Below are 24,866 nucleotides of genomic sequence, written 5' to 3'. Positions count from 1 at the left end.
CTCGTCGTCGAAACGGTCGAGGCCACCGAAGTCCTCGAGGGCATTGCGCCCAAGCCGGCCCGGAGCCGGTTCGGCATGGAGCGGGTCAACTGGACCGCCACCGTCATTCTCATCCTCTGCACGCTCACGGTCCTGGTGCCGCTGTACGTCACCGTCACGATGGCGTTCAAGACGAGCGAGCAGGCGGTGGACCTCAACGCGTTCTCGCTGCCCTCTCCGTTCAGCGTCGAGGGATTCGTCGAGGCCTGGAAGCTCACGAACTTCCCCATGGGAGCAGCCATGTCCGTGCTCGTCACCGCGGGCACAGTCGCGGGGAGCATCTTCCTCGCAGCGTTCGCCTCCTACGCGATCGTCCGAAACTGGGATCGGAAGCTCTTCCGCTTCTCGTTCTTCTACCTGCTCGCGGCCATGTTCATCCCGTTCCCCGTCGTCGCCCTGCCCCAGGTGCAGATGACGGGCCTGCTCGGACTCGCCAACCCTGTCGGCGTGATCATCCTGGCGACCATGTTCCAGCTGAGCTTCAGCGTGCTGCTGTTCACGGCGTTCCTGCGATCGATCCCCTTCGAGCTCGAGGAGAGCGCGCGCATCGACGGCGCGACCACGTGGCAGACCTTCTGGCACATGATCTTTCCGCTCCTCGCGCCGATGAGTGCGACGATCGGCATCTTCGCGTTCCTCTACGCGTGGAACGACTACATGATGCCGTCGCTCATCATCGCCGACCCCGCGCTGCAGACCCTTCCGGTGCTGAATGCCCTGTTCCAGAACCAGTTCAGCAACAACTACAACGTGGCCTTCGCGTCCTACCTCATGGCGATGGCGCCCGCGATCATCGTGTACCTGTTCACCCAGCGCTGGGTGATGGAGGGTGTTACGCAAGGCGCTGTCAAGGGCTGAGCCGCAGCATCCGTCCCTGCCCCATCTTCGATCCGCACCCCACCTCCGATCCCTGAAAGGAACACCTTGACGATCTCCGTCGACGACCGCCGCCCTGACGAGCTCGAGGACCAGTCGCCCCCGTGGTGGCGCCAGGCCGTCGTGTACCAGGTCTATCCGCGCAGCTTCGCCGATGCGAACGGCGACGGGCTGGGTGACATCCCCGGCGTCGTCGCGCGCGCGGACTACCTGGCCGAGCTCGGAGTCGACGCCGTGTGGCTGAGCCCGTTCTATCCGTCCGAGCTCGCCGACGGCGGCTACGACGTCGCGGACTATCGGGACGTCGACCCGCGGCTGGGGACCCTCGACGACTTCGACGACATGGTCGGCGCTCTGCACGCGCGCGGCATCCGCGTCGTGGTGGACATCGTCCCCAACCACACCTCCGACCGGCACGCCTGGTTCCAGGAGGCGCTGGAGGCCGGCCGCGGCTCGGCCGCGCGCGAGCGGTACATCTTCCGCGAGGGAAAGGGTCCGCAGGGTGCCGAGCCGCCCACCGACTGGGTGTCGGTGTTCGGCGGACCCGCCTGGGAGCGCGTTGCGGACGGGCAGTGGTACCTCCACAACTTCGCGACGGAGCAGCCCGACCTCAACTGGGACCACCCCGAAGTGCGCGCGGACTTCGTGCGCACGCTGCGGTTCTGGTCGGATCGAGGGGTCGACGGCTTCCGCATCGATGTCGCCCACATGCTGACGAAGGACCTCACCGAGCCGCTTCCGTCGCGCGCCGAACTGGACGCGCTGCCCTTCGACGGCAAGCACCCGCTGATCGACCGCGACGACGTGCACGAGATCTACGCCGAGTGGCGCAAGGTCTTCAACGAGTACGACCCGCCGCGGACCGCCGTCGCCGAGGCCTGGGTCGACCCGTCGCGCGTGCCGCTGTATGCCCACCCCGAGAGCCTCGGGCAGGCCTTCAACTTCGACCTGCTGCAGTCCGACTTCGACGCGGGGCAGTTCCGCCAGGTCGTGAGCGACAACCTCGACCTCGCAGCGGCCTCCGGCTCGTCGAGCACGTGGGTGCTGTCCAACCACGACGTCGTGCGGCACGCGACGCGCTACGGCCTGCCGCCGCTCGGCGAGCAGCAGCGAGGGCGCGACGGGATCAAGCAGGGCGCCGAATGGCTCCGCAGCGGCGGCGCCGAGCCCGCGCTCGACCGTGAGGGGGGCCTCCGGCGGGCGCGCGCCGCGACGCTGTTCGTCCTCGGCCTCCCAGGCTCGGCCTATCTCTACCAGGGCGAGGAGCTGGGCCTCCACGAGGTCGCCGAGATCCCCGCGTCGGAGCGTCAGGATCCGACGTTCTTCCGGACGGCCGGCGAGGAGATCGGGCGGGACGGATGCCGCGTCCCGCTGCCGTGGACGGCTGAAGGCCCCGCGTTCGGCTTCGGCGTCGGCGCGCCGCACATTCCGCAGCCCGGGTGGTTCGCGGAGTCGGCCGTCGATGTCGAGGAGGCGGACGCGGGTTCGACGCTGTCGCTCTACCGGCACGCCCTCGAGCTGCGTCACACCCTGCAGACGGGTGAGACGCTCGAGTGGATCGAGACGGGCCGCCCGGACGTCCTGCACTTCCGCCGGCCGAACGGATGGGAGGTCGTCACGAACTTCGGCGCGGAGCAGTACCCGCTCCCTGCCGGTGACGTCGAGCTCTCATCGAGCCCGCTCGGGGATGCCGTCATCCCCGCCGAGACGACGGTCTGGCTGGTCCGGCCGGGGGAGTGAGCCCCGAGTCTCCTGCGGAGGCCCCGCGCTTGAGGCGCGGGGCCTTCGTCGGCTCGTTTGCCGGAGGTCGGGTCTTCGTCGGCTAGCTCCGCGGCACGTCGCGCCGGGTCGCGGACTCGGGCAGGCCGTCCGGCTCCGTGGGCGCCACCTTCCCGCGGATGAACCACATCAGCACGAGGCCTGTGCCGATCACGGCGAAATTGCCCAAGCCCGCTATCGGGGTCAGCGGGCTCTGGCTCGGGTGGAGCGTCAGCAGGAAGATGCTCGGGTCGGTCGACGCGTGCAGCAGGATCGGCCAGATGAGGCTCCCGGTCACGCGCAGCGTCAAGTACATGCAGATGCCGAAGCAGAACGTGTAGACCAGCTGGAGCAGGGTCGGCACGAGGTCCTGGCCCGTCAGCAGGTTGCCCGCATGCAGGGCCGCGAAGATCCCGGCCGAGACGAGCGCGACGGCGAACTCGCCGTGGCCGGCGCGGCGCATGAGGTCGACGACGTAGCCGCGCGTCAGCGTCTCCTCCGCGAAGCCGATCGCGAGGCCGGCCAGCAGCCATGACGCGACGACGGCGAACCCCGCCTCGGCGTAGTCGATCGCGGCGAATCGCAGGACGTTGAAGAGGAGCACCGCGACGACGGCGATCCACATCCATTCGCGCCCGCGGATCGGCTGAGGTCCGAACAGCTCGCGCAGCCAGCCGATCGACAGCCCGAAGACCACGAGCAGGACGCCCGCGAGCACGATCGGCAGCGTCACCGCGAAGAAGACGTACTCGGCGCTGCCCTGCTCGCCCCACACGGAGCTGAACAGCGGGCCCACGAGGAAGATCGACATGAGCTGGTACAGCGCGTAGTACACAGCCGCGAGCAGCAGGGCCTTCCAGCCACCGCCGCGGTTCCAGAACCGCCGCCAACCTGATGTCGCCTGCTCGGTCATGTGCGTCCCCCGACCGGGCGCCCGCCGCCCTCGATCGACGCTATCGAAGATCAGGTCTGGCCTGTCGAGGCCATGTCCTGTAACGTTACAAGTCCGCTTCCCGCTTCGAGAGAGACGCCGATGATCGCCATCCCCTCCGACTCCGCCCACCGCATCGACCGCCGCATCTACGGCCAGTTCGCAGAGCACCTCGGCCGCTGCATCTACGAAGGGGTGTGGGTCGGCGATGATTCCAGCATCCCCAACAAGAACGGCATCCGGACGGACGTCGTCGACGCGCTCCGCCACATCAAGGTGCCGCTCGTGCGCTGGCCGGGCGGATGCTTCGCCGACGAGTACCACTGGCTCAAGGGAGTCGGGCCCGAGCGCCAGGCCATGGTCAACACGCACTGGGGCGGCGTCGTGGAGTCGAACGAGTTCGGCACGCACGAGTACTTCGAGCTGCTCAACCAGCTCGACGCCGAGGCCTACATCAACGGCAACGTCGGCAGCGGCACCGTCGCCGAGATGCACGACTGGATCGAGTACATGACGCTCGACAGCACGGCGCCCATGGCCGAGCTGCGCAAGCGCCACGGTCGCGAGCAGCCATGGAAGGTCGAGTTCTTCGGCGTCGGGAACGAGAGCTGGGGATGCGGCGGCAACATGCTGCCGCTGCACTACGCCAACGAGTACCGGAAGTTCCAGACCTACGTGCGGCAGTATGGCGACGCGCCCATCACGAAGATCGCGTGCGGCGCGAACTCCGACGACTTCGAGTGGACCGACGTCCTCATGGCCCGCGCGGCCGAGCACATGGACGGCCTGAGCCTGCACTACTACACGATCCCGACGGGGGAGTGGAACGGGAAGGGCTCGGCGACCGACTTCGACGACTACGCCTGGTATGAGACGATCCGCCAGACGCGGCGCATCGAGGAGCTCCTCCGCCGCCACGGCGCGATCATGGACAAGTACGATCCCGCCAAGCGCGTCGGCCTCATCGTCGACGAGTGGGGCACGTGGTACGACGTCGAGCCGGGCACGAACCCGGGCTTCCTCTACCAGCAGAACACGGTCCGGGATGCTGTCGTGGCGGCGTTGAACCTCAACGCGTTCCACCGCCATGCCGACCGCGTGCGCATGACGAACATCGCGCAGATGGTCAACGTGCTGCAGGCGATGCTCCTCACCGACGGCGCGAACCTCGTCAAGACGCCGACGTACCACGTCTTCGACCTGTACACGGATCACCAGGACGCCGAGTTCGTCGCGACGCCCGTCGCCGCCGGCACGACGCCGGGCGCGCTCGGCACGGAGGGCGACTTCACCGTCTCGCGCAAGCACGGCGCGCTCACGATCAGCGCGACGAACTGGGGCCTCGGTCGTGAGCTCGAGGCGGACTTCGAGCTGCCGGGGGCTGCGACCGACGTCCTGCGCGCGCAGATCCTCACGGGGGCTCGGGCCAACTCGCACAACACCTTCGAGCGCCCCGAGGAGGTCGCGCTCCAGGGCCTCGACGTACGCGTCGACGGCAGTCGCGTCCGGTTCACGCTGCCGCCGGCCTCCGTCGCGACGGTGCGGGTCGCGCACGCGGAGTGATCCGATGAGCGAGGAACTGGTCATCCGGATCGGCGGCGAGACGGGAGTCGACGTCGCACCGGACCTCTGGGGCCTCTTCTTCGAGGACATCAACACGAGCCTCGACGGCGGCCTCAACGCAGAGCTCGTGCGCAACGGCGACTTCGAGTTCACGCCGCTGGACCACCCCGAGTGGGGCCCGCTCACGGCGTGGACGGTCGAGGGTGCCGGGTCGGTCGCGCTGCGGCACGAGGACCCGATCCACCCGAACAACCGCACCTATGTGCGCGCGGTCGGGCCGGTCCGACTCGTCAACGAGGGATGGGACGGCGTCGGCGTCGAGCAGGGGCGATCGCACGTCCTGTCGCTCTGCGCGTGGCGCGTGTTCGGCGAGGGGTCTCTCCGGGCGTCGGTGCTCGGCGGAGGTGCGGAGCTGGCGGATGCTGCGCTCGAAGTGCCCCCGGGCGGCTGGAACGAGCTCACGGTCTCGCTTCGCGGTCGGGTCGACGGCCGCGGCGTGCTCGCGATCGAGATCCCGGAGGGCCTCACGGTCGAGCTCGACGCGATCTCGCTGCGCCCGGCGGGGCCGGACGGGGCGTCGCTGACGTTCCGGCCCGACCTCGTCGAGGCGCTCGCCGAGCTGCGCCCGAGCTTCGTGCGCTTCCCCGGCGGCTGCGTCGCGCACGGCCTGGGGCTGGCGAACATGTACACGTGGAAGCCCACGATCGGGCCGCGCCACGAGCGCGAGCAGATCCCGAACCTCTGGGGCTACCACCAGTCGCGGCAGATCGGGTACTTCGAGTTCTTCGAGCTGTGCGAGCTCCTCGGGGCGACCCCGATGCCGATCCTCGCGGCGGGCGTCTGCTGCCAGAACACGCGCGGCGGCCCCAAGGCGATCCCCGCTGCCGACATGCCGGCCTATGTGCAGGACGTCCTCGACCTCGTCGAGTTCGCCGACGGTCCGGCCGACAGCGCCTGGGGCTCGGTGCGCGCCGGGATGGGGCATCCCGAGCCGTTCGGCCTGCGCTACCTCGGCATCGGCAACGAGGATGCCATCACCGACGACTTCCGCGAGCGCTACGCGCAGCTGGAGGATGCTGTCCGCGCCGCGCACCCGGAGCTCACGGTGATCGGCACCGTGGGGCCGGCGCCGTTCGGCCGCGACTGGGAGGACGGCTGGGCGTTCGCGCGCGAGCGCGGCGTCTCGATCGTGGATGAGCACGCGTATCGCACGCCACGGTGGTTCCACCAGAACGTGGACCGGTATGCGGAGTACGCGCGGGACGAGCCGGGCGTCTACTTCGGCGAGTACGCGGCGCGCACCAACACCGTCCGCTCCGCACTGGCCGAAGCCGCCTTCATGATCGGGATGGAGCGCAACAGCGACGTCGTGCGGCTCGCGTCGTACGCGCCGCTGCTCGCCCGAGTCGGCGGCACGCAGTGGGAGCCCGACCTCATCTACTTCGACGCCGACCGGGTGCTTCCCAGCGCCTCGTATTACGTGCAGCAGCTCTTCTCGCAGGAGCGCGGCGAGCGCCTCGTCGCGGCGTCCGTGGAGGGCGCCGAGCCGGTCTCGGTGGTGCTCCCCGAGTCCGGCTCGGTCCGGATCGCGTCGCCCGGAGCGGAGTTCGAGCTGTCCGACCTCGCGCTGGACGGCGTGCCGCTCGAGCCGGTGCGGACGGCCGCCGACGGCGCTATCGTGACGTTCGGCGACATCCGGCCGTCGGCTGCGGCGCTCGCCTTCACGGCGGTGCGCCGAGCGGGCGACAAGGGCCTGGCCGTGCAGCTCGGGGGAGAGGCTCTCGAGAGCCGGCTCGAACTGCTGATCCCGAACTGGACGGGCCTCGAGACCGTCGTGAACCGCTATGACGACGGCATCGGCAACGACGACGACGGGCCCACGCCGTGGCGCAGCGTCGTGACGGGCGAGCCGATCCGCGTCCGCGTCGAGCTCGAGGGACCGCACGTGCGGGTGTGGATCGACGAGGTCCTGCAGCACGACTACGCGCAGGACCTGCGTCCCGAGCACCGCGTCGTCGTGGGCGCCGCCGTCCGAGGCGCGGGCGACCAGACCGAGCACGTCGTCCGGATCGTCAACGCGACCGGCACGCCTCGTGCCGCGCGTCTCGTGCTGCCCGACGGTGCGCGCTGCGCGGGGCATGCCACCGTGCTCGCCGGCGCCGGACCCGACGAAGGCGCGAGCTTCACAGCATCCCCTGTCCTCCCCGTCGAAGTGGCCGTCGCAGCGGACGGGTCGCTCGACCTGCCGCCGTGGTCGCTCGCGGTCGCGGTGATCGGATCGCGCTGATGGTCACGATGCAGGACGTCGCGCGGCATGCCGGCGTCTCGGTCATGACCGTCTCGAACGTCGTCAACGAGCAGCCGCACGTCCGGGCGGCGACGCGCGCGAAGGTGCTCGCGGCGATCGCCGAGCTCGGCTACCACGTCAACACGACGGCGCGGAGCCTGCGTCAGGGCCGCACGGGCGTCATCGTGCTCGCCGTCCCCGAGGTGGACCGGCCGTACTTCGGGCTGCTCGCGACGCTGCTCATCGAGCGCGCGGCGGCCCGCGGCTACGACCTCCTCGTCGAGCAGACCGCCGCGCGTCGCGATCGCGAGCTCGACTCGATCGCGCGGTCCCGGCTGCGCAGCTACGACGGCCTGATCCTCAGCGCCGTGCAGCTGCACGACGACGACGCGGGTCTCCTGCGCGGCGACTTCCCCATCGTGGTGCTCGGCGAGCGCTCGTTCGCCGAGCCGCTCGACCATGTCCTGATGGCCAACGAGGAGGGTGGAGCGCTCGCCGCGGGGCACCTCGCCGAGCGCGGCTGCCGCCGCGTCGCGATGATCGGCGGACGGATCGGCGGCCCCGACGAGATCGACCTCACGACGCTGCGCGCCCGCGGATTCCTCAGCGGCCTCGCGGAGGCGGGGCTGGCCGCGGACAACGGCGTGGTGCGCCCGACCGACCTGACGTTCGAGGGCGGCCGCGAGACGGCATCCGCGCTCTTCGACGAGCTCGACGGCCTCGACGGCCTCTTCTGCGCGACCGACGTCGTCGCGATCGGCGCGCTCCGGGCGCTGACCGACCGCGGGCTCCGCGTCCCGCAGGACGTGAAGGTCGTGGGGTTCGACGACGTGCCCCTCGCATCCTTCCTCTCTCCGTCGCTCACGTCGGTCGCCCCCGACCACGCGGTGATGGCGGATGCTGTCATCTCGATGATCGCCGACCGCATCGAGGGCCTGCGCGCAGCGGACGACTACCGGACCTTCACGGGAGCGGTGCGGCTCGTCGAGCGCGAGTCGACAGCATCCTGACCCGCCGCGGGCGCCCGTTCAGGTGCGGCTTCGTGAGGAGTTGTCCTGCAGCGGAGGAGGGAGATCGGGGGATGCTCCTCAGCAGGGGGACAAGACCTCTGCACTCCGCGCCGCCCGTGCTCAGGGCCAAGGTGCGGCTTCGTGAGGAGTTGTCCCGCAGCGGAGGAGAGAGATCGGGGGATGCTCCTCAGCAGGGGGACAAGACCTCTGCAGTGCCAGCCGGGCGCGCTCAGGGGACCGTCGCTGCGCGGGGCGACTCGTTCTCACAGCAGTCTCATGCGGACGGGATAGCGTCGGCCGTGACCCCGGTCTCACCGACCGGTCGGGGCTCGGTGAGAAGCGGGGATGCGGATGGGCTTGATGTACTACGGCGGCTGGGACACGCCGATCGAGATCGAGGATGAAGCGCTCGCCCACCTGAAGGTCGTCGTCGCGACCAAGCTGCGACGCAACGAGAGCTTCACCCTGTCGTGGCATCACTCCGACGACGAGCCGCGCTCCCGGAGCACGGTGTGGCTCAATCCCTCGATCCCGCTCCTGTTCGTCTTCGACGGGGACGAGCCGCCCGCGCTCGACCGCGCCTGGATAAGCGAGCTCGCCGAGTCGGCCAACACGTCGGCCGGCATCACGCTCACCGCGAAGCGCTCTCGTCGTCGCGGTGAGGCCCCCATGTGATCAGCGCGCCGGGTTCCTCCGACTCGGAGCCTGCTGAATGCCGCGTTACGGCCTGTGAAACGCGCTAGGCGGCGGGACGGATGTGTGAAAATATCGAGCAGGTCCCCGGTCGGGCGCTTCCCCAGGCGCATCCCCAAGCCGGCCGGGGGCCGCTGTTCGTTTCCGGTCCGGATCGGCCGGGCAGCCGCCGTGCGGTGCACCTGACCTGGGCGCTCGTCGCCCGTCGAGCAGCGGCGGCGGCGATGGGTGGCGCTAGGCTCCGCGTGTGATCGTCGCGCGCGCCGCAGCCGTCCTCGCGATCGCCGCCGCGCTCACGGCGTGCACCGCCGGGCCTGAGTCCGAGCCGACGCCGAGCGACACGTCTGCAGCCGTCGCGGCCGAATGCGCCGCGGCCGTCGACGACATCATCGCCGCCGTCGACGAGCTCGTCGCCGGCTACGAGTCACCGCTTGTCGCCGACCAGAGCGCACCGACGCCCGTGCCCTCTCCGAACGCGACGCCGGGAGCCGAGACGGGCGACGCGCTCGCGGATGCTGTCACCGCCGCCCGCGAGACGCGCGATCGCCTCGGCTGCGATCCCGACGACTTCACCGCCGGGCTGGAGGCCGGGCTCGCCGGGGTCGAGCCGGGCGGTCCGATCGCGACAGCCGTCTGGAAGCGGATCTCGGCATCGCTGCTCGGGACGGTCCGGCAGGATGCGGGCGAGTGGGAGCTGCCGGAGGGCGAGGACCTCCACGAGGCCGTCGCAGTGGCGGCCGAGGGCTCGACGATCGTGCTCCCTGAGGGCGCCCTCGACGTGGAGGGGACGCTCGTCCTCCTCGAGGGCGTGACTCTGCGCGGCGCCGGGCGGGACGCCACGACCGTCCGGTCCGACTCGGGCGATGCCGCGATCATCATCGCGACTGGCCGCCAGGTGCGCCTCGAGAACCTGACGATCGAGGTCGTCGGCGACCAGCCCGCGTCCGGCATCGTCGCGGGCCCGTCGTCGGCCGTCGCGCTCACGGGCGTGCGCGTCGCGGGAGCGAAGGCGGACGCCGACGGGGTCGGCGGCGCCGGCGTCTATCTCTCGGCCGAGGCCGATCAGGGGTCGGGCCGTGGGACCACGCTGGAGATCACGGACTCCGTCTTCGAGCGCAACGCCTGGGCAGGGGTCGCCGTCGCGGGAGGGCACCGCGTGAGCATCGAGTCCGCGACGTTCTCCGGCAACGGTCAGGTCGGGGTCCTCTTCCTCGACAGCTCGAGCGGCTCGATCAGCGACAGCACCTTCGCCGACAACGCGATCGGCGTCGCGGCCTCGGGCTCGTCGACCCCGATCCTGCTCTCCAGCACCGTCTCGGGGGGTTCCGTCGGCGTTCAGACGGATGCCTCGGCCACCCCGACGATCGAGGGTCTGCGCATCAGCGGGTCGAGTGCGGCCGCCGTCATCTACGGCGGTGCGTCGGGCGGATCCATCGGCGGCACCGTATGCGAGAACGTGCCGTACGGCATCGTCATCTCGGACACGGCGGCGCCGACGCTGCACGAGAACAGCTGCGCGGTGGCTCGCGGCGCCTCGTGAGCCCGCGCGGCACGCCGATCATGCGCAGCTCGGAATATAGCCGCTGACCTGGGCTGATAGGCCGTCAAAGCCCAGGCCGGTGGTCGAGGTCACATGCCGAGACGGTTAGCCGAGTCGCCGTGGGGCACGTTCTCGGGTCGGGCTCAGACCGGACAACGAGTCGAAGAACAAGAGTCTGTACACGGCGCAGGTTCGGTGCAATACTCAGGCCCTGTCGGCCGCGGTTCGGGGTGGGATCGATGTTTCGGGGGTTCCCATCTCCCCGCGCAGACCTGGGGCCAGGGGTGCAGGTGTCCACGTCGGAGACGGATCGAGGGGTGGCGCCTCGGCGCGCCCACGAGCGCTCGGGGCTCGGCATCCGCTCCTTCCACGGCAGCATCGCAGCGGGCATCGCGAGCCTCGTGACGGCGGCGCTCGTCGTCACGATGGGCGCGGTCCCCGCGTACGCCGCGCCCGACCCCGTGCCCGCACCGGCCACCGCCCCGCCCGCTGCGGAGACCCCGGCGCCCGAGCCGACCGAGCCGCCCGTCGTCATCCCGCTCCGCGACGCCCGCGTCATCGTGGTCGACACCCTCTCGCATGACGAGGCCCGGGCCGTCCTCGACGCGATGTTCGCCGCTGAGGAGGAGCGCGTGCGCGCGCAGCAACGCGAACAGCAGCGACTCGCCGGCCTGCGCCAGGCGCAGCAGGCCGCCTACGTCCAGCAGGTCGTCGCCGCGCAGCAGGCCGCGCAGGCGCAGGCCGAGGCCGACGCCCGGCTGCAGGAGGCCCTCGCGGCCCTGGCGAAGGCGCTCTCGACCAGCCAGTGCACGACGGTCGGCGGCACCAACGGCCAGCCGGCGTCGATCTCGTGCCCCATGGAGAACGGGAACGCGTCGATCTCGGGCGACAACGGCGTCGGCGTCACGACGCCGACTCCGACGCCCACACCCACACCCTCACCCACATCCACATCCACACCCTCCACGACTCCCACGCCGACCCCGACGCCCACCCCGACCGGCGCGCAGGCGATGACGGCGGGAAGCCTCCCGGCTGACCCGGTCGGCCCAGAGCAGGGACTGACCGACGGCGCCCTCGCCGCGGCAGTCTCGCAGGCATCCGGCGAGTGGGCGGCCGCGGGAGCTGATGTGTCCGGGATCTCCGCCTCCATCGGGGCTTTCCCGGACGCGACCCTCGGCCAGAGCTCGGGCCGCTCGATCGTCATCGACGCCGACGCGGCCGGCTGGGGCTGGTCGCGGATGGACCTCCTGACGGTCGTCCGGCACGAGATCGGCCACGCGCTTGGCGCCGGCCACGGCTCGGGCCTCATGGACGAGTACCTCGAGCCCGGCGAGTCGTGGGGCGTCGACGCCTCGGCGCTCCCGGCGCCCGAGCCCGCGCCGGCGCCCGTCGAGCCGGCGCCCGTCGAGCCCGCTCCCGTCGAGCCGGCGCCCGTCGAGCCCGCTCCCGCCGAGCCGGCTTCGGCCGACCCCGCGCCCGTCGAGGCCACTCCGGCCGAGCCGGCCCCGACCGAGCCTGCTTCCGAGGAGCCGGCCCCCGCCGAGGCGCCTGAGGCGGCGCCCGCCGACGAGCCCACCGGCTCCGACGCCGGGGCAACCCCGTCCATCGCCGGCACCGGGTGGTCCGTCGCGGACGGCACCGCGATCCTCACGCTCACAGCGGCCGACGCCGCGCAGGGCAGCCTCCGCCTCCGTGACGGCCGGATCGTGTTCACACCCGGCAGGGGCGCCTCGATCACAGTCGAGGCCGCGGGTCTCACGTCCGTCGTCGTGCGCGGCGCGGACGGTTCCGCGCAGTTCACCGTCGACCTGAGCGGCATCGTCGGCCTGGCCCTCGCGATCGACGGCGCGGCGGACTTCCTGCGCGTCACGGGCATCGCCCACGGATCGCTCACGGGCCTCGCCGGGCGCCTCCGCATCGACACGCTCCTCGCGAGCCTGTCGTTCCTCGCACCGCGGCTCGCTGCGCTCATCGAGGCGACCGGCTCGATCACGATCTCCGGCACCGTGACGACTCCCGGCGCCGATCTCACGGTCGAGGGACGCAGCGTCACGGTCGCGGAGGGTGCTGTCATCGACACGCGCGGCGCCGACGGCGACGGCGACGTCACGCTCGCGGCGAGCGACACCGGCGAGGGGAAGACGGATGCCGCGGCATCCGTCACCGTCGACGGTGCGACGATCGCGGGCGGCGACGTGACGCTGAGCGCCGAGGCGGCCGCCGCGGGCTCGAAGGCGACCTCGAGCGCGACCGTCACCGTGATGGACTCGACCATCCAGGCGAGCGGGGATGTCCACATCGTGAGCGACTCCGCCGCGGAGCTCTCGGCGTCGGGACCCTCGGCCTTCGCCGCGGGCTCGTCGTCCGCCGTCACACGAGTGGGCGGCGACTCGGTCATCGCGTCGCCCCGCACCGTGCGCATCGAAGCACGCAACTCCGCCTCCGGCGCGGCCGTCTCCACGAACGAGACGGGGGTCGCCCTCGCCGAGATCGACATCGCCCGCCTGACCCACGCGATCCTCGACGGACGGCAGCGCATCTCGGCTGCGCAGCTCGTCCTCACCGCGACCGCCGACGGCGCCCTGAGCGTGTCGGCATCCGGCGTACGGGGCCCGGGGACGGGCTCGTCCGCACTCACGTCCCGCGCGCTGGAAGCGGCATCCGGCGCCGGCTCCATCGCGATCGGCCGCGCGTTCGTCGAGACGATCGCACGGATCGCCGCCGGCGCGACGCTCGACGTCGACGCGACCGACGTCACGATCGCCGCCGACTCCGGCCTCGACGCCGCCGCGACCACGACCGGACCCGACGGCGGGGTCGCGGCGTTCGTCGTGCGCGATGTCGCGGGAAGCGCCATCGCGCGCGGCGCGGGGCTCGCAGGCGCCGTCGATCTCGCGCTCACCGCGACGACCCGCCACGAGGCGACCGCCGACGGCGGGCTGGGCTGGGCGCTCGTGTCGTCCTCCGCCGACACCTCGGCGACGGCCGCATCCGGCGCGCCGCTCGCCCTCGCGGGCGACCTGAAGCTCGTCGCGGACCAGCGGGCGGTCGCGCGCGCCGTCGGCACCGGCGCCGCCCTCGTCCTCGGAGTCCACGACGTCCGGGTGATCCTCGACCGGGCGGCGACGGCCCGGGGAGCCGTGACGCTCGAGTCGACGGGACGGTCCGACACCGTCGCCACCGTGGCGCGGTCCGCCGTGACGACTCCCGCCACCGCGGTCCGGCTCATCGCCGCGCTGGGCGGTGCCCCCGGGGCCGCGGCGGCGATCAGCGCCCTCGCGATCGCGCCCGTCGCGGGCTTCGCCGCGACAGTGCTCCTGAGCTCGGCGACGACGACGCTCGGCTCCGTGCTCGGGACCGCGCCGCTGCGCTCGGGCGGCCCCGTGACGCTGTCCGCCACGGTGGGCGGCTCGAGCACGACGGGCGGCGCCAAGGACCTCTCGGTCGACCCCGTCTTCACGGTTCCGCTCGCGCGGCGCTTCGCGATCGTCGACGTCAACAGCCCCGTCTTCGCGGGGGACGACGTGCTGATCCAGGCGGGCCGCGGGCCTCCGGCATCCGGCAGCGACTCGACGACCTCCATCCGCCTCGACGCCGCGGTCACTCTCCTCGACAAGACCGCGACCCTCACCCTCTCGAACCCCGCGCAGACGCCGGCGATCACGCCGCCTGCCGGTGCGGTTCTCATCTCCGCCGCCACGGGCGGCACCGTCTCGCTGGGACGCGCCACTCTCCGCTTCGCCGCGGGCGCTGTCCCCGCCGACGCCTGGGTCGTCATCACGGCCCGCGACGGCATCGTCCCCGGACTCCTCACGACCTCGGACGTCTACAGCCTCCGCGCCTTCGACGCCCGCACCGGCGCCGAGATCGCGACGTTCCTCGTCGACCCGGTTCTCACGATCGCCGTCGGCGCCGCCGCTCCCGGTTCGCGCATCTGGTACGTCGCGCCGGACGGCTCGCTCCAGGCCATCGCGACGACCGTCGACGCCGGCACCGGGACCGTCACGGCCGTTCTCCCGCACTTCTCGGACTACGTCGCCGGGTCCCCCCTCGACGGGCTCCTCGGGCTCATCGTCCAGCAGCTCCAGTCGTACCTCACGAACAACTCGTTCCAGCAGAACCTCGGCGACTACAGCCTCGGCGACGCCCTGAAGCTGACGGGCATCTCGCTCACGATCACCTCGGTCTCGCCGACGGCTCCGTACACGGGCTCTGCGAGCTTCACGGCGGGCCTCACGATCGACCTGACCGTCGGTGCGCTGCGGATCGCCGGGAGCGCCGCCGTCACAGCGACGTACACGCTGACGAACGACGCGACGCTCGATGCGGGGACGCTCGTCCTCGAGCTCGGACCCGTCGGCGCCGACACGACCTTCGGCATCACGGTATCGTCGGGCGGCTCCGAGATCGTCTCGCTCGCGGCCGCCGAGGCCGTGCTGAGCCAGTCCGGCAGCGACCTCACGATCACGGCATCCGCCGTCTCGGCGAGCCTCGGCGGTCGCGTCGAGGTCACCGGCGGCTCGCTGAAACTCACGTCGCGCGACGACACGGGTGACGTCGACTTCCAGCTGACCGGCGGCACCGTCACCGTCGCCGCGGTCGGGTCGGACCTCAGCCTCACGAACGCGAACCTCGGGTACAGCGGATCGGCCGGCGTCGCGCTGACCGCCGATCTCGCGCTTGACATCGAGGGGACGAGTCTCACGGGCGCCGTCCGCGTCACGCACTCGGCCGACACGACGATCCTCGCGCTGACCGGGCTGCAGACGACGCTCGCCTCGGGCGACGACCAGAGCGTCGTCCTGGCCGACGGGTCGGGCTCGCTCGTCCTCGACGACACGGGCGTGAAGGGCTCGCTGAGCGCGACGGTCGTCGCGACGGGCCTGCTGACCGCGACGCTCGCGGGACGGCTGGATGTCGACACCGCTGCCGGGACGACGGCCGTGGCGGTCGCGGCCCGGGGACTCACGGTCGACCTCGGCGGCGGGCTCACCGTCTCGAACGCCGTCATCGGCCTGTACGTCGAGTCCGGCAGCGCCGGCACGCACATCGCGGTCGACGCGCTCGGCACGGTCTCGGCGACCGGCTGGGCGGACGTGAGCTTCGGCGGCACGATGCGGGTGCGGGTCAACGGCTTCCCGGGCGTCGTCTCGCAGACGGTGGCGCTCGCCGACGGCTCGGGCGATGTGACGGTGGCCTTCACGGCGGGCGAGCTCGGCTCGTTCAGCGGCACGGGTCTTTCGATCGTCATCCTCGGCCAGTCGATGACGGGCGATCTCGCCTTCGTCGAGCAGGCCGACGGCTTCACGATCACCGTGAGCGACCTCACGCTCCGGTTCGGCGACGGCGTCGCCGAGGTCGCGCGCTTCACGGGCGACGGCGAGCTCACGAAGGACGCGATGGGAGTCACCGGGACGCTTTCCGGCACGCTCACCGTGGCGGTCCCGGGCTTCGCCTTCGAAGGCGGCCTCGACCTCGACATCAGCACCGTCGCGGGCAGCGAATCCGTCTCGGTGACGGGCACGGACATCAGCCTCACGCTCGTCGGTCAGTCGATCACCTTCGACGAACTGGCGGTCGCCCGCACGACGTCGGACGGCGTGACCCAGACCCGCATCACCGTCTCCGGCGGATCGTTCGCCATCACGAGCGGGTCCACCGACCTCATCGCGCTGGAAGACGTCGAGGGCGATCTCACGATCGCGTCGACGGGCGTCGCGGGCCGCATAGCCGCGACCATCACGAGCGAGATCGACGATTTCGCCTTCGCGTCGGGCGTCGAGATCGTCCTCAACACGGGTGCCGCGGCGGTCGGCCCGATCCCAGCGGGTCCCTACCTGCGGATCGAGGCGAAGGGCACGACCGTCTCGGTCGCCGGGCAGGAGCTCTCCGCCGACGTGACGTTCGAGCGCGGCGTCGACGGGGCAGGCGCCGTCGTCCTCCGCGCGGGCCTCGCCCACGGCTCGCTCCTCTTCTCGGCGGCCGCCACGACGGTGCTCTCGGTCACGGGGGCCACCGGGGCACTGCTCGTGACGGCCGCCGGGATCGCGGCATCCCTCAGCGGAACTCTGACGGTCGCATTGCCCGGCGTCTCGTTCACCGGCGCCCTCGCGGTGCGGGTCAACACGACGGGCGACGACATCGACACGAGCGTCTCGGTCGGCGGAGCAGACGTGCCGCTCGTCGTCCCGGAGGGCGACGGCAGCTACCTGCAGCTCACGGGGACGGATGTCGAGCTCATCGTCGCGGGACAGCGCCTGACCGGCACGATCACGGTCGAGAGCGCCGCAGGCGTCACGACGATCGCGGTGGCTGGGGGGTCGCTCGAATTCGGAGACGGCGCCGTGACCCTCTCGGGCATCACGGCGAGTCTGACTGTGGGGGCGGCCGGCGTGTGGGGGACCTTCACGGGCACGCCGGCCCTCGACATCCCAGGGGTGACACTGACGGCGGCGTCGCTCACGGTGCAGATCAACACGGATGCCTCGGCAGCCCATGACACGATCGCCGCGAGCACGTTCCGCATCGGGCTGGACACGCTCACGATCGCCGTCGCTGGCGTCGAGATCGAGGGGACGATCTGGTTCGAGCGCACGGTCGCGGGGACCGCCGCCGTGTACCGCGTCTCGATCTCGGAGGGCGCCTTCGCCTTCGGTCCGGCCGCGAGCCCCTACGTCGACGCCTCGGAGATCGAGGGCGAGTTCGTCATCGCCCCCGCCGGGGTCGCGGGGCGCCTCTCCGCGACGGTCGTCCTCGACATCGACGACTTCGACGCGACCGTCGGCGAGGTGCGGCTCGACGTCAACACCACCCGCGGCCCGATCACGGCGGGCGGCGTCGACCTACCGGCCGGCCCGTACCTCAAGGTCGAGCTCCTCGACCTCGACGTGCAGATCGGCACGTCGGGCCGGCTCGTGGGCTCGTTCGCCTTCTCGCGCTCGACGGCCCCGAACGGGAGCGTCGAGATCGTCGTGGCCATGACGGGCGTCGACGCCTACCTCACGGGCCCGGATCCCGAGCTCTTGGGCGGCGCCGGAGCGCTCATCATCCGCGACGACGGCTTCGCGGGCTTCCTGTCCGGCTCGGCGAGCCTGGGCGGCGGAGGTGTCTCGGTCTCGGGCTCGGTCCTGCTCCAGGTCAACACGTCGTGCGGACTCGTCGGCGGCGTGTGCACGCCCATCGACACGACGGTCACGGTGGGCGGCACGAGCATGCCCTTCAAGCTGCCGGCACCCGCGACGCCGGGCGGGATCGTCTTCAGCCTCTCGGCATCCGACCTCACCATCACGATCGGCGACTTCGTCACGATCGAGGGCGACATCACCTTCAGCGACACCGTCATCAACGGCCAGGCCGTCCGGGTCGTCGCGGCGACGGGCCTCACGATCTTCCTCGGCCGCGGCCCCGCGTTCCTCGAGTCGGGTGCGCTCAACCCGCTCGCGATGGGCGTGCTCCTGACCGGAGCGACGATCGGGCTCATCGAGATGAACGGCGGGCACGCACTCGTCGCGACGGGCACCGTGAGCCTCATCGGGGTGCCGGGCGTCACGATCAGCGGCACGACGAGCGTCCGCGTCAACGACACCGGCGCAGCCGTCTCGCAGACGATCGAGATCCCCGGCAGCACGGAGCCCGGCGTCGTCGTGCAGTTCGGCACCGCTGCGGAAGTCACCGAGTTCGTCGTGAGCGACGCGACGCTCGCGTTCGGCGGCCAGGCCCTCACCGGCACGTTCAGCTTCGACCGTTCGGCATCCGACATCACGGTCGGGATCACGAACGGCGCGGTCGCGTTCGGCGACGCCGTGCAGCTCGGCGCCATCACGGGCGGCCTCGTCGTGCGGTCGAGCGGCATCGCGGGCACGCTCAGCGCCTCCGTCCGGATCGCCGCTCTCGGCGTCGGCGTCGCGCCCGACCCCGCCGTCGTCGCGACCGTCGCCGTCAACACGGCGCCCGACGAGACCGTCGTCGGCGCGACGACGCTCCCCGCCGGCCCGTACGTCCGCTTCTCGCTCACGGGTCTGAACCTCGCGTTCCTCGGCCAGACGATCCGCGCCGACATCGCCGTCGAGCGGCTCACATCCGGCGGCGCAGCGACGACCGTCATCGGCCTCGCGAACGTCGGCCTGTTCCTCGGCGACGACGGGGGCACGCCCGGCACGACGGCGACCGACCTCGCGGACGACCTCGGCGTCCGGCTCACGAACGGCTCCGGCATCCTGATCGTCACCGCGACCGGCATCGCGGGGCGGATCAGCGGCGACATCTCGGTGCAGCTCGGCGCCGACGCGGGCCTCGAAGGGTCGCTGACCCTCGCCCTCAACACGACCGGCGCGCGTGTCGCAGCATCCGTCGTCGTCGGCACGACCGTGCAGTCCCTCGACCTGCAGGCCGGGCCCTACCTCCGCTTCGAGGGCACGGGCCTGACGCTCACGGTGCTCACAGAGACGCTCACGGCGAACGTCGCGATCGAGTCGGTCACGCCGCTCGGCGCGAACGGCCTCCCGGACACCTCGAAGAAGGTGCTCCGGATCGCCGCGACGGACGTCGCGCTGAGCCTCGGCGGCGGTGCCCTGACCCTCTCGCACGGCACGGCGCTCATCCTCCTGACCTCGGGCGGCACCGCATCCGCCGTCGCCGGCCGCATCAGCGGCGCGCTCGCGCTGGACGTCCCGGGCGTGTCGTTCTCGGGGGACCTCGCCGTCGAGTTCTCGACCGCCGCGGGCGAGGTCGACGAATCGTTCTCGATCAACGGCGAGACGATCGCGCTGCAGCTTCCGGCCGGCGGACTCACCGGGTTCCTGCGCCTGGCGGGGACGGATGTCGCCCTCACGATCGCGGGACAGACCCTCGAGACCGACCTCGAGGTCGTCGACACGGCGAACGTCCTGACGATCACGCTTCGCAACACGCGCCTCGTGCTCGGCGGCTCGACGCCGCTCGTCACGATCGCACAGCCCGGATCCGGAGCCGGCTCGACGGCGCAGTTCGTCGTCGGCCCCACGGGCGCATACGGCAGCATCACGGTCGACATCGTGATCGGCATCCCGAACATCGAGGTCAGCGGATCGATCGCGATCTCGTTCAACACGACGCCGGCGGCGCAGGAGGTCCTGGGGGAGGACCTCGCCGCCGGCCTCATCCGTGTCGGCGGCACGAACCTGCAGATCGACGTCCTGGGGCAGTCCCTGCACGGCGACGTGACGTTCGAGCAGGTCACGACGACCGCGGGCGCGACGGTGGCCCGCATCGGCATCGCCAACGCCGGCTTCACGCTCGGCCCGCTCGAGGCCGAGAACGGGACGGGCCTGTTCGTCATCACGCCGGACGGCGTCGCAGGGTCGCTGTCGGTCGACATCGACCTCGACGTCGACGCGGCGTTCGGCCTCGAGGGTTCGCTCGAGCTCGAGGTCAACACGACCGACGCCGACGTCTCCGAGACGCTCAGGGTCGGGGCGGGAACAGTCACCCTCGAGGTGCCGGCCGGCCCGTACCTGCGGATCGCGGGGACGAACGTCGTGCTGACGATCCTCGAGCAGGAGATCCGGGCGGACGTCGCGTTCGAGCAGTCGACGTCGTACGGCCCTGACGGCCTCCCGGGCGGCGGCGACGACTCGACGGTCGTGCGCGTGGGGCTCGCCAACGTCAGCGTCGTGCTCGCGGTGGGCTCCGCGAAGCTGTCGCTGACGAACGGCGAGGCGATGTTCGTGCTGGCGGGCGGCACGGGCATCGCGGGCCGCGTCTCGGGCACCGTCGCGCTGACGGGCGTGCCGGGGGTCTCGCTCGCAGGCACGCTCTCGCTCGAGATCAACACGACGAGCGCCGAGGTCGATGAGACGCTCACGATCGGCGACACGACGCTGCTGATCGCGCTCCCGTCGGGCGGCGCGACCGGCTTCCTCCGCATCGCGGGGACGGATGTCGACATCAGTGTCGCCGGACAGACGATCGCCGGCGACATCGAAGTCGTCAAGACCGACACGACCCTCACCCTGACGATCGAGAACGGCGTCATCCGCTTCGGCACGGCGGCGTCGCCGCTCGTGACGGTGACCGAGATCGACGGTGTGTTCGAGCTCACGCCGACCGGCATGGCCGGGTCCGTCTCGGCGACCCTCGAGGTCACGGTGCCGGGCCTGGCCGTCTCGGGCGACGTCGCGGTCCAGATCAACTCCGGCACGGCCGACGTCGTGCTCAACGACGGCGACCCGGACGAGATCACCCTCCGGCCGGGCCTCAAGGTCGAGGTGGCCGACGCGCTGCTGACGGTCGCGGGCCAGTCGCTCGGAGCGAGCCGCATCCTCATCAGCCGCACGCCGAACGGCGAGGTCGGGTTCGCCGTCGAGCGCCTGACGCTGCAGCTCGGCACGTTCGTGAACATCACGGCGGCGCACAACTGGTCGGGCGCGATGCTCGTCACGCCGCGCGGGGTCGCGGCATCCTTCTCGGGCAGCACGACCGGCATCTTCACGCTTCCCGGCCTGACCCTGGGCGGCGACGTCGAGTTCGCGATCAACACGACGACTGCCGCCGTCCGCCGCACCGACCTCGGGCTCGACGTGCCGGCAGGTCCCTTCCTGCACGTCGCCGTCACCGACGGCCTCCTCGCCGTGACCGGCGGGCCCTCGTTCTCGGGCAGCTTCCGCCTCAGCCGCACATCGACCCCCGGCGTCACGCTGCTCACGGCCACGATCACCGGCGGCGTCTCCGTCGCGACGGGCGACGTCGACGGCGACGGCAAAGCCGACCTCCTCACCGCGACGGCGACGGGCGCTGCGCTGCACTTCGGCATCGCCGGCGCCGACCTCTTCCAGGCGACCGCCGCCGCGACCTTCACGGGCGGCACCGGTACGACCCGGGCCGTCCTCGCCGTCGACGTCCTCGGCTCGGCGCTCCTGGACATCGTGGTCGTCCGCGACGGCACGACGGCCGTCTTCGAGAACCTCGGTCGCAACGCCGACGCCGACCCCGACCTCGACTTCGCCGCCCCCGTCATCCTCACGACGGCGGGCGCGACCTCGGTCGCGGCAGGCGACGTCGACGGCGACAACCGCGCCGACCTCGTCGTCGGCGGGACGGCGGGAGCCCTCGTCTTCCGCGCGACGGCATCCGTTCCGGCGGAGGACTCCGACGGCTTCGCCGCGGCGCTGACGCTCGCGCACACCGGAACGGTCGCGGTCGTCCTGACGGACTTCACCAACGACGGGCAGCTCGACCTCGTCGTCGTGCGCGACGCCGCCGCCCACGCGCTGTACGTCAACGCCGGGGGAGTCGGCGCGTCGTGGACCGCGTACGCCTCGCCCGTGTCCCTCGCCAACACGGCCGCAGCGACGGATGCCGTGGCCGGCGACGTCGACGGCGACGGGTTCGCCGACCTCGTCGTGACGGCAAGCGCCGCCGCCGTTCAGCTCTACCGCAACGAGGGCTTCTCGACGACGGGCGGAATCACGAGCTGGGACGGCCTGGGCGCGCCGACGACCGTGGGAGCAGCATCCGTCTCCGCGCGGGCGGCGTCCCTCGTCGACATCGACGGCGACGGGATGCTGGATCTTCTGCTCGCGACGACGACCGGTGTCCTGCTGCACCTGAACCGGGGTGGGGGCCTCGGTGGCGTGTGGCAGGGCTTCCGGTCGTCGTCCCTGCTCAACGCGACGGCGGGCACGGACCTCCTCGCCGGGCGCCTGGACGCCGACGACGACATCGATCTCGTCCTCGCGACCGCGGGCGGCGTGCGGATCCTCTCGGGCAGCCCGACGAGCGTCACGACGATCGCGTTCAGCGAGGTGACCGTCAGTCTCACGCCCGAGGGCGAGTCGCCGCTCAGCATCACGGACGGCGTCGGGGCCTTCCTCCTCACGACGGGCGGCATCGCCGGCACGTTCTCGGGCGCCGTCGCGCTCGCGGCAGGCGACCTGCAGGCGGGCGCCACTGTCGCGGTGCGCTACAACGGCACGACGAGCTCCGTCGACGAGACGATCACGGTCGGCGGCATCACGATCCCGCTCGTGTTCTCCACCGAGCAGGTCGCGGACGCCACAGGCCCGTACATCGCGCTCACGATCTCCGGCTCGATCAAGCTCGGCGACTTCGTCGAGATCCTGGGCAGCCTGAGCGTCGACGGCGACGAGGTCACCGTCTCGGGCCTCACGGTCTTCATCGGGCAGGGCCCTGGCTTCGTCGACGGCGACGCCGTCAACCCCTTCGCGCAGGGCCTGTACCTCACGAACGTCAACGGCTTCGCGAAGGGGACCGCCGGAAGCCGCGTCGTGGCGATCTCCGGCGAGGTCGCACTCGTCGGCATCCCGGGCGTGACGCTCGCAGGCGCGGCGTGGGTGTACTACAACGAGACGACGACGGAGCAGGTGCTCGGCACGGGCGACGACGCCGTGACCCTCGCGGAGGGAGCGGCGGGCGCCCCGCACATCCTCGTCATCGGCGACCTCGACCTCGGGATCGCGGGCCAGACCCTCACGGGGACGTTCGCGTTCGAGACCCTCCCCGGTGGCGGCCTCCGGCTCAAGTTCGGCGAATCCGCGCGGGACGGCGGCAACCCGCTGACGCTCAATCTCGGCGACGGCGTCGCGGTCGCGACCGTCGCGGCGGGCGAGCTCGAGCTGACCCCGGACGGACTTGCGGCGGTGCTGACGGCGAGCCTGACGCTCAACGCCGGCGCCGACTTCACGCTGTGCACCGACGTCGTCCTGTGCGGCGGCATCCGCCTCCAGATCAACACGGGCGCGACCGAGCGCACCGTCGGCGGCATCGTCCTTCCCGCCGCGTCGATCAGGGTGCAGGTCGGCACGCTCGCGGCGCCCGCGCGCATCACGATCGCGGGGCAGACCCTCAAGGGCGTCTTCGTCTTCTCGCAGGTGCGCGGCCCCGTCGCGGCCGGCGCTCCCGCGGGCACGCCGGCGCCGACGACGACGGTCATCATCGCCTCGGCCCTCCAGCTCACGGTCGGGGCCACGACGGCCGGCGGCGAGCTGACCGCGGGAGTCGAGCTCACCAACGGCTCGGCCGTCTTCCTCGTGACGTCCGCGGGCCTCGCCGGCCGGGTCAGCGGCACGGTCAGGTTCGTGATCCCCGCGCCGGGCGTGCACTTCAGCGGCACGTTCACGGTGGCCGTCAACTCCGGACCAGAGGTCGACCGGACCTTCGAGCTCGACGGCACGACCGTCGTGCTGGACCTCGCCGCCGGCCCGTACCTCCAGGTCACAGGCACCGACGTCTCGATCGAGGTCGCCGGTCAGCGACTCTCGGGCGACTTCGGCTTCACGCAGACCGGCAGCGGCACGACCGCCCAGACCGTCATCGCGATCAGCAACGCGCGCGCCGCTTTCGGGGACGGCACGACCGACTTCGTCGCACTGACCGACGGCGACGGCACCTTCACGATCACGAGCACTGGCGGCGTCGTGGGCAACGTGGGCGGCACCGTGACGGTGGCCCTGCCCGGCATCGACGTGAGCGGCGACTTCGAGATCGAACTCGACACGACCGACCCGCTGAAGTCGAGGATCAGCGTCCACGGCGAGGACATCACGCTCGACATCGGCGGCTTCCTCCTCACCGACGGCACCGTCACCTTCTCGCAGCGGACGCAGGGCGGCGTCAGGATCGTGGATGTCGCGATCAGCGCGAACGCCGACTTCGGCGCCCCCATCGGCGAGATCGGCTTCAACGGCGCCCTGCAGATCGGGCCCGCCGGGCTCGCCGGCATCCTCTCGCTCACCGGCACCGAGATCTCGCTCGGCGGCAGCGTCACGATCGCCGCGACGGAGCTGCGACTCGAGATCAACCGCTCGAACCAGGCCGTCGTGCTCGCCGACCTCGACGCGACGCGCCTCGAGGCGGGCCCGTACCTCCGGCTCGTCGGCGAGGGCATCGCGATCCACATCGACGACGTCACGCTCACCGCGTCGGTGCTCTTCCAGCAGTCCACGAACACGGCGGGCCAGACGCGCACCGTCATCGCCGTCAGCGCCGGCAGCGTTCAGCTGGGCAGCGACCCGATCCTCGCGGGCGTCGAGGGCCTCATCCTCCTCCGCCCCGAGGGCATGGCGATGTCGCTCGGCGGCACGCTGACGCTCGGCTCGCTCCTCCCGGCGGGCGTGACGATCGGCGGGACCTTCGCCGTCGCGATGAACAAGAGCACGCAGCGCGTCACTG

9 protein-coding genes are annotated in these 24,866 nt (G+C 71.7%); 8 read left to right on the top strand and 1 reads right to left on the bottom strand.

Annotated elements, in window-relative coordinates; all coding sequences use genetic code 11:
- Positions 1-75: 75 nt before the first annotated feature.
- Together ABZ477_RS15520 and ABZ477_RS15515 are read left to right on the top strand one after the other, a co-directional pair.
- Positions 76-897 carry a carbohydrate ABC transporter permease gene (locus ABZ477_RS15520; RefSeq protein WP_360135005.1) on the top strand — a complete coding sequence of 274 codons (822 nt, stop codon included), beginning with the start codon at positions 76-78 and terminating at the stop codon, positions 895-897.
- Positions 898-963: 66 nt separating this feature from the next.
- Positions 964-2,655 (top strand): glycoside hydrolase family 13 protein, encoded by a 1,692-nt coding sequence (locus ABZ477_RS15515; protein WP_360134951.1) that lies wholly within the window; start codon positions 964-966, stop codon positions 2,653-2,655.
- 82 nt (positions 2,656-2,737) lie between these two features.
- On the opposite strand, the gene ABZ477_RS15510 is transcribed toward ABZ477_RS15515, so the two are convergent.
- Entirely contained in the window at positions 2,738-3,586 is an 849-nt protein-coding gene (locus ABZ477_RS15510; RefSeq protein ID WP_360134948.1) for a CPBP family intramembrane glutamic endopeptidase, read from the bottom strand.
- 120 nt (positions 3,587-3,706) lie between these two features.
- On the opposite strand from ABZ477_RS15510, the gene ABZ477_RS15505 reads away from it, so the two are divergent.
- The 6 genes from ABZ477_RS15505 to ABZ477_RS15480 all read left to right on the top strand — a co-directional run.
- Complete coding sequence (locus ABZ477_RS15505; RefSeq protein ID WP_360134945.1) at positions 3,707-5,167, top strand: alpha-L-arabinofuranosidase C-terminal domain-containing protein; 1,461 nt, start codon at positions 3,707-3,709, stop codon at positions 5,165-5,167.
- Positions 5,168-5,171: 4 nt separating this feature from the next.
- Entirely contained in the window at positions 5,172-7,454 is a 2,283-nt protein-coding gene (locus ABZ477_RS15500; protein WP_360134941.1) for an alpha-L-arabinofuranosidase C-terminal domain-containing protein, read from the top strand.
- Positions 7,454-8,464 carry a LacI family DNA-binding transcriptional regulator gene (locus ABZ477_RS15495; RefSeq protein ID WP_360134938.1) on the top strand — a complete coding sequence of 337 codons (1,011 nt, stop codon included), beginning with the start codon at positions 7,454-7,456 and terminating at the stop codon, positions 8,462-8,464. Before ABZ477_RS15500 ends, ABZ477_RS15495 begins: the two co-directional genes overlap by 1 nt.
- Positions 8,465-8,815: 351 nt before the next feature.
- Positions 8,816-9,139, top strand: a complete 324-nt coding sequence (locus ABZ477_RS15490; protein WP_360135002.1) for a hypothetical protein — start codon at positions 8,816-8,818, stop codon at positions 9,137-9,139.
- A 265-nt stretch (positions 9,140-9,404) separates the two neighbouring features.
- Complete coding sequence (locus tag ABZ477_RS15485; RefSeq protein WP_360134935.1) at positions 9,405-10,697, top strand: right-handed parallel beta-helix repeat-containing protein; 1,293 nt, start codon at positions 9,405-9,407, stop codon at positions 10,695-10,697.
- A gap of 317 nt (positions 10,698-11,014) precedes the next feature.
- On the top strand, positions 11,015-24,866 hold a 13,852-nt coding region (locus tag ABZ477_RS15480; protein WP_360134932.1), incomplete at its 3' end, for a VCBS repeat-containing protein.

This window comes from Microbacterium sp. NPDC019599 (assembly GCF_040632175.1).
In the GTDB taxonomy this organism is placed as follows: domain Bacteria; phylum Actinomycetota; class Actinomycetes; order Actinomycetales; family Microbacteriaceae; genus Microbacterium.
Note: the sequence above shows the minus strand (reverse complement) of the source record. Positions and strands in the feature narration are given on the sequence as shown.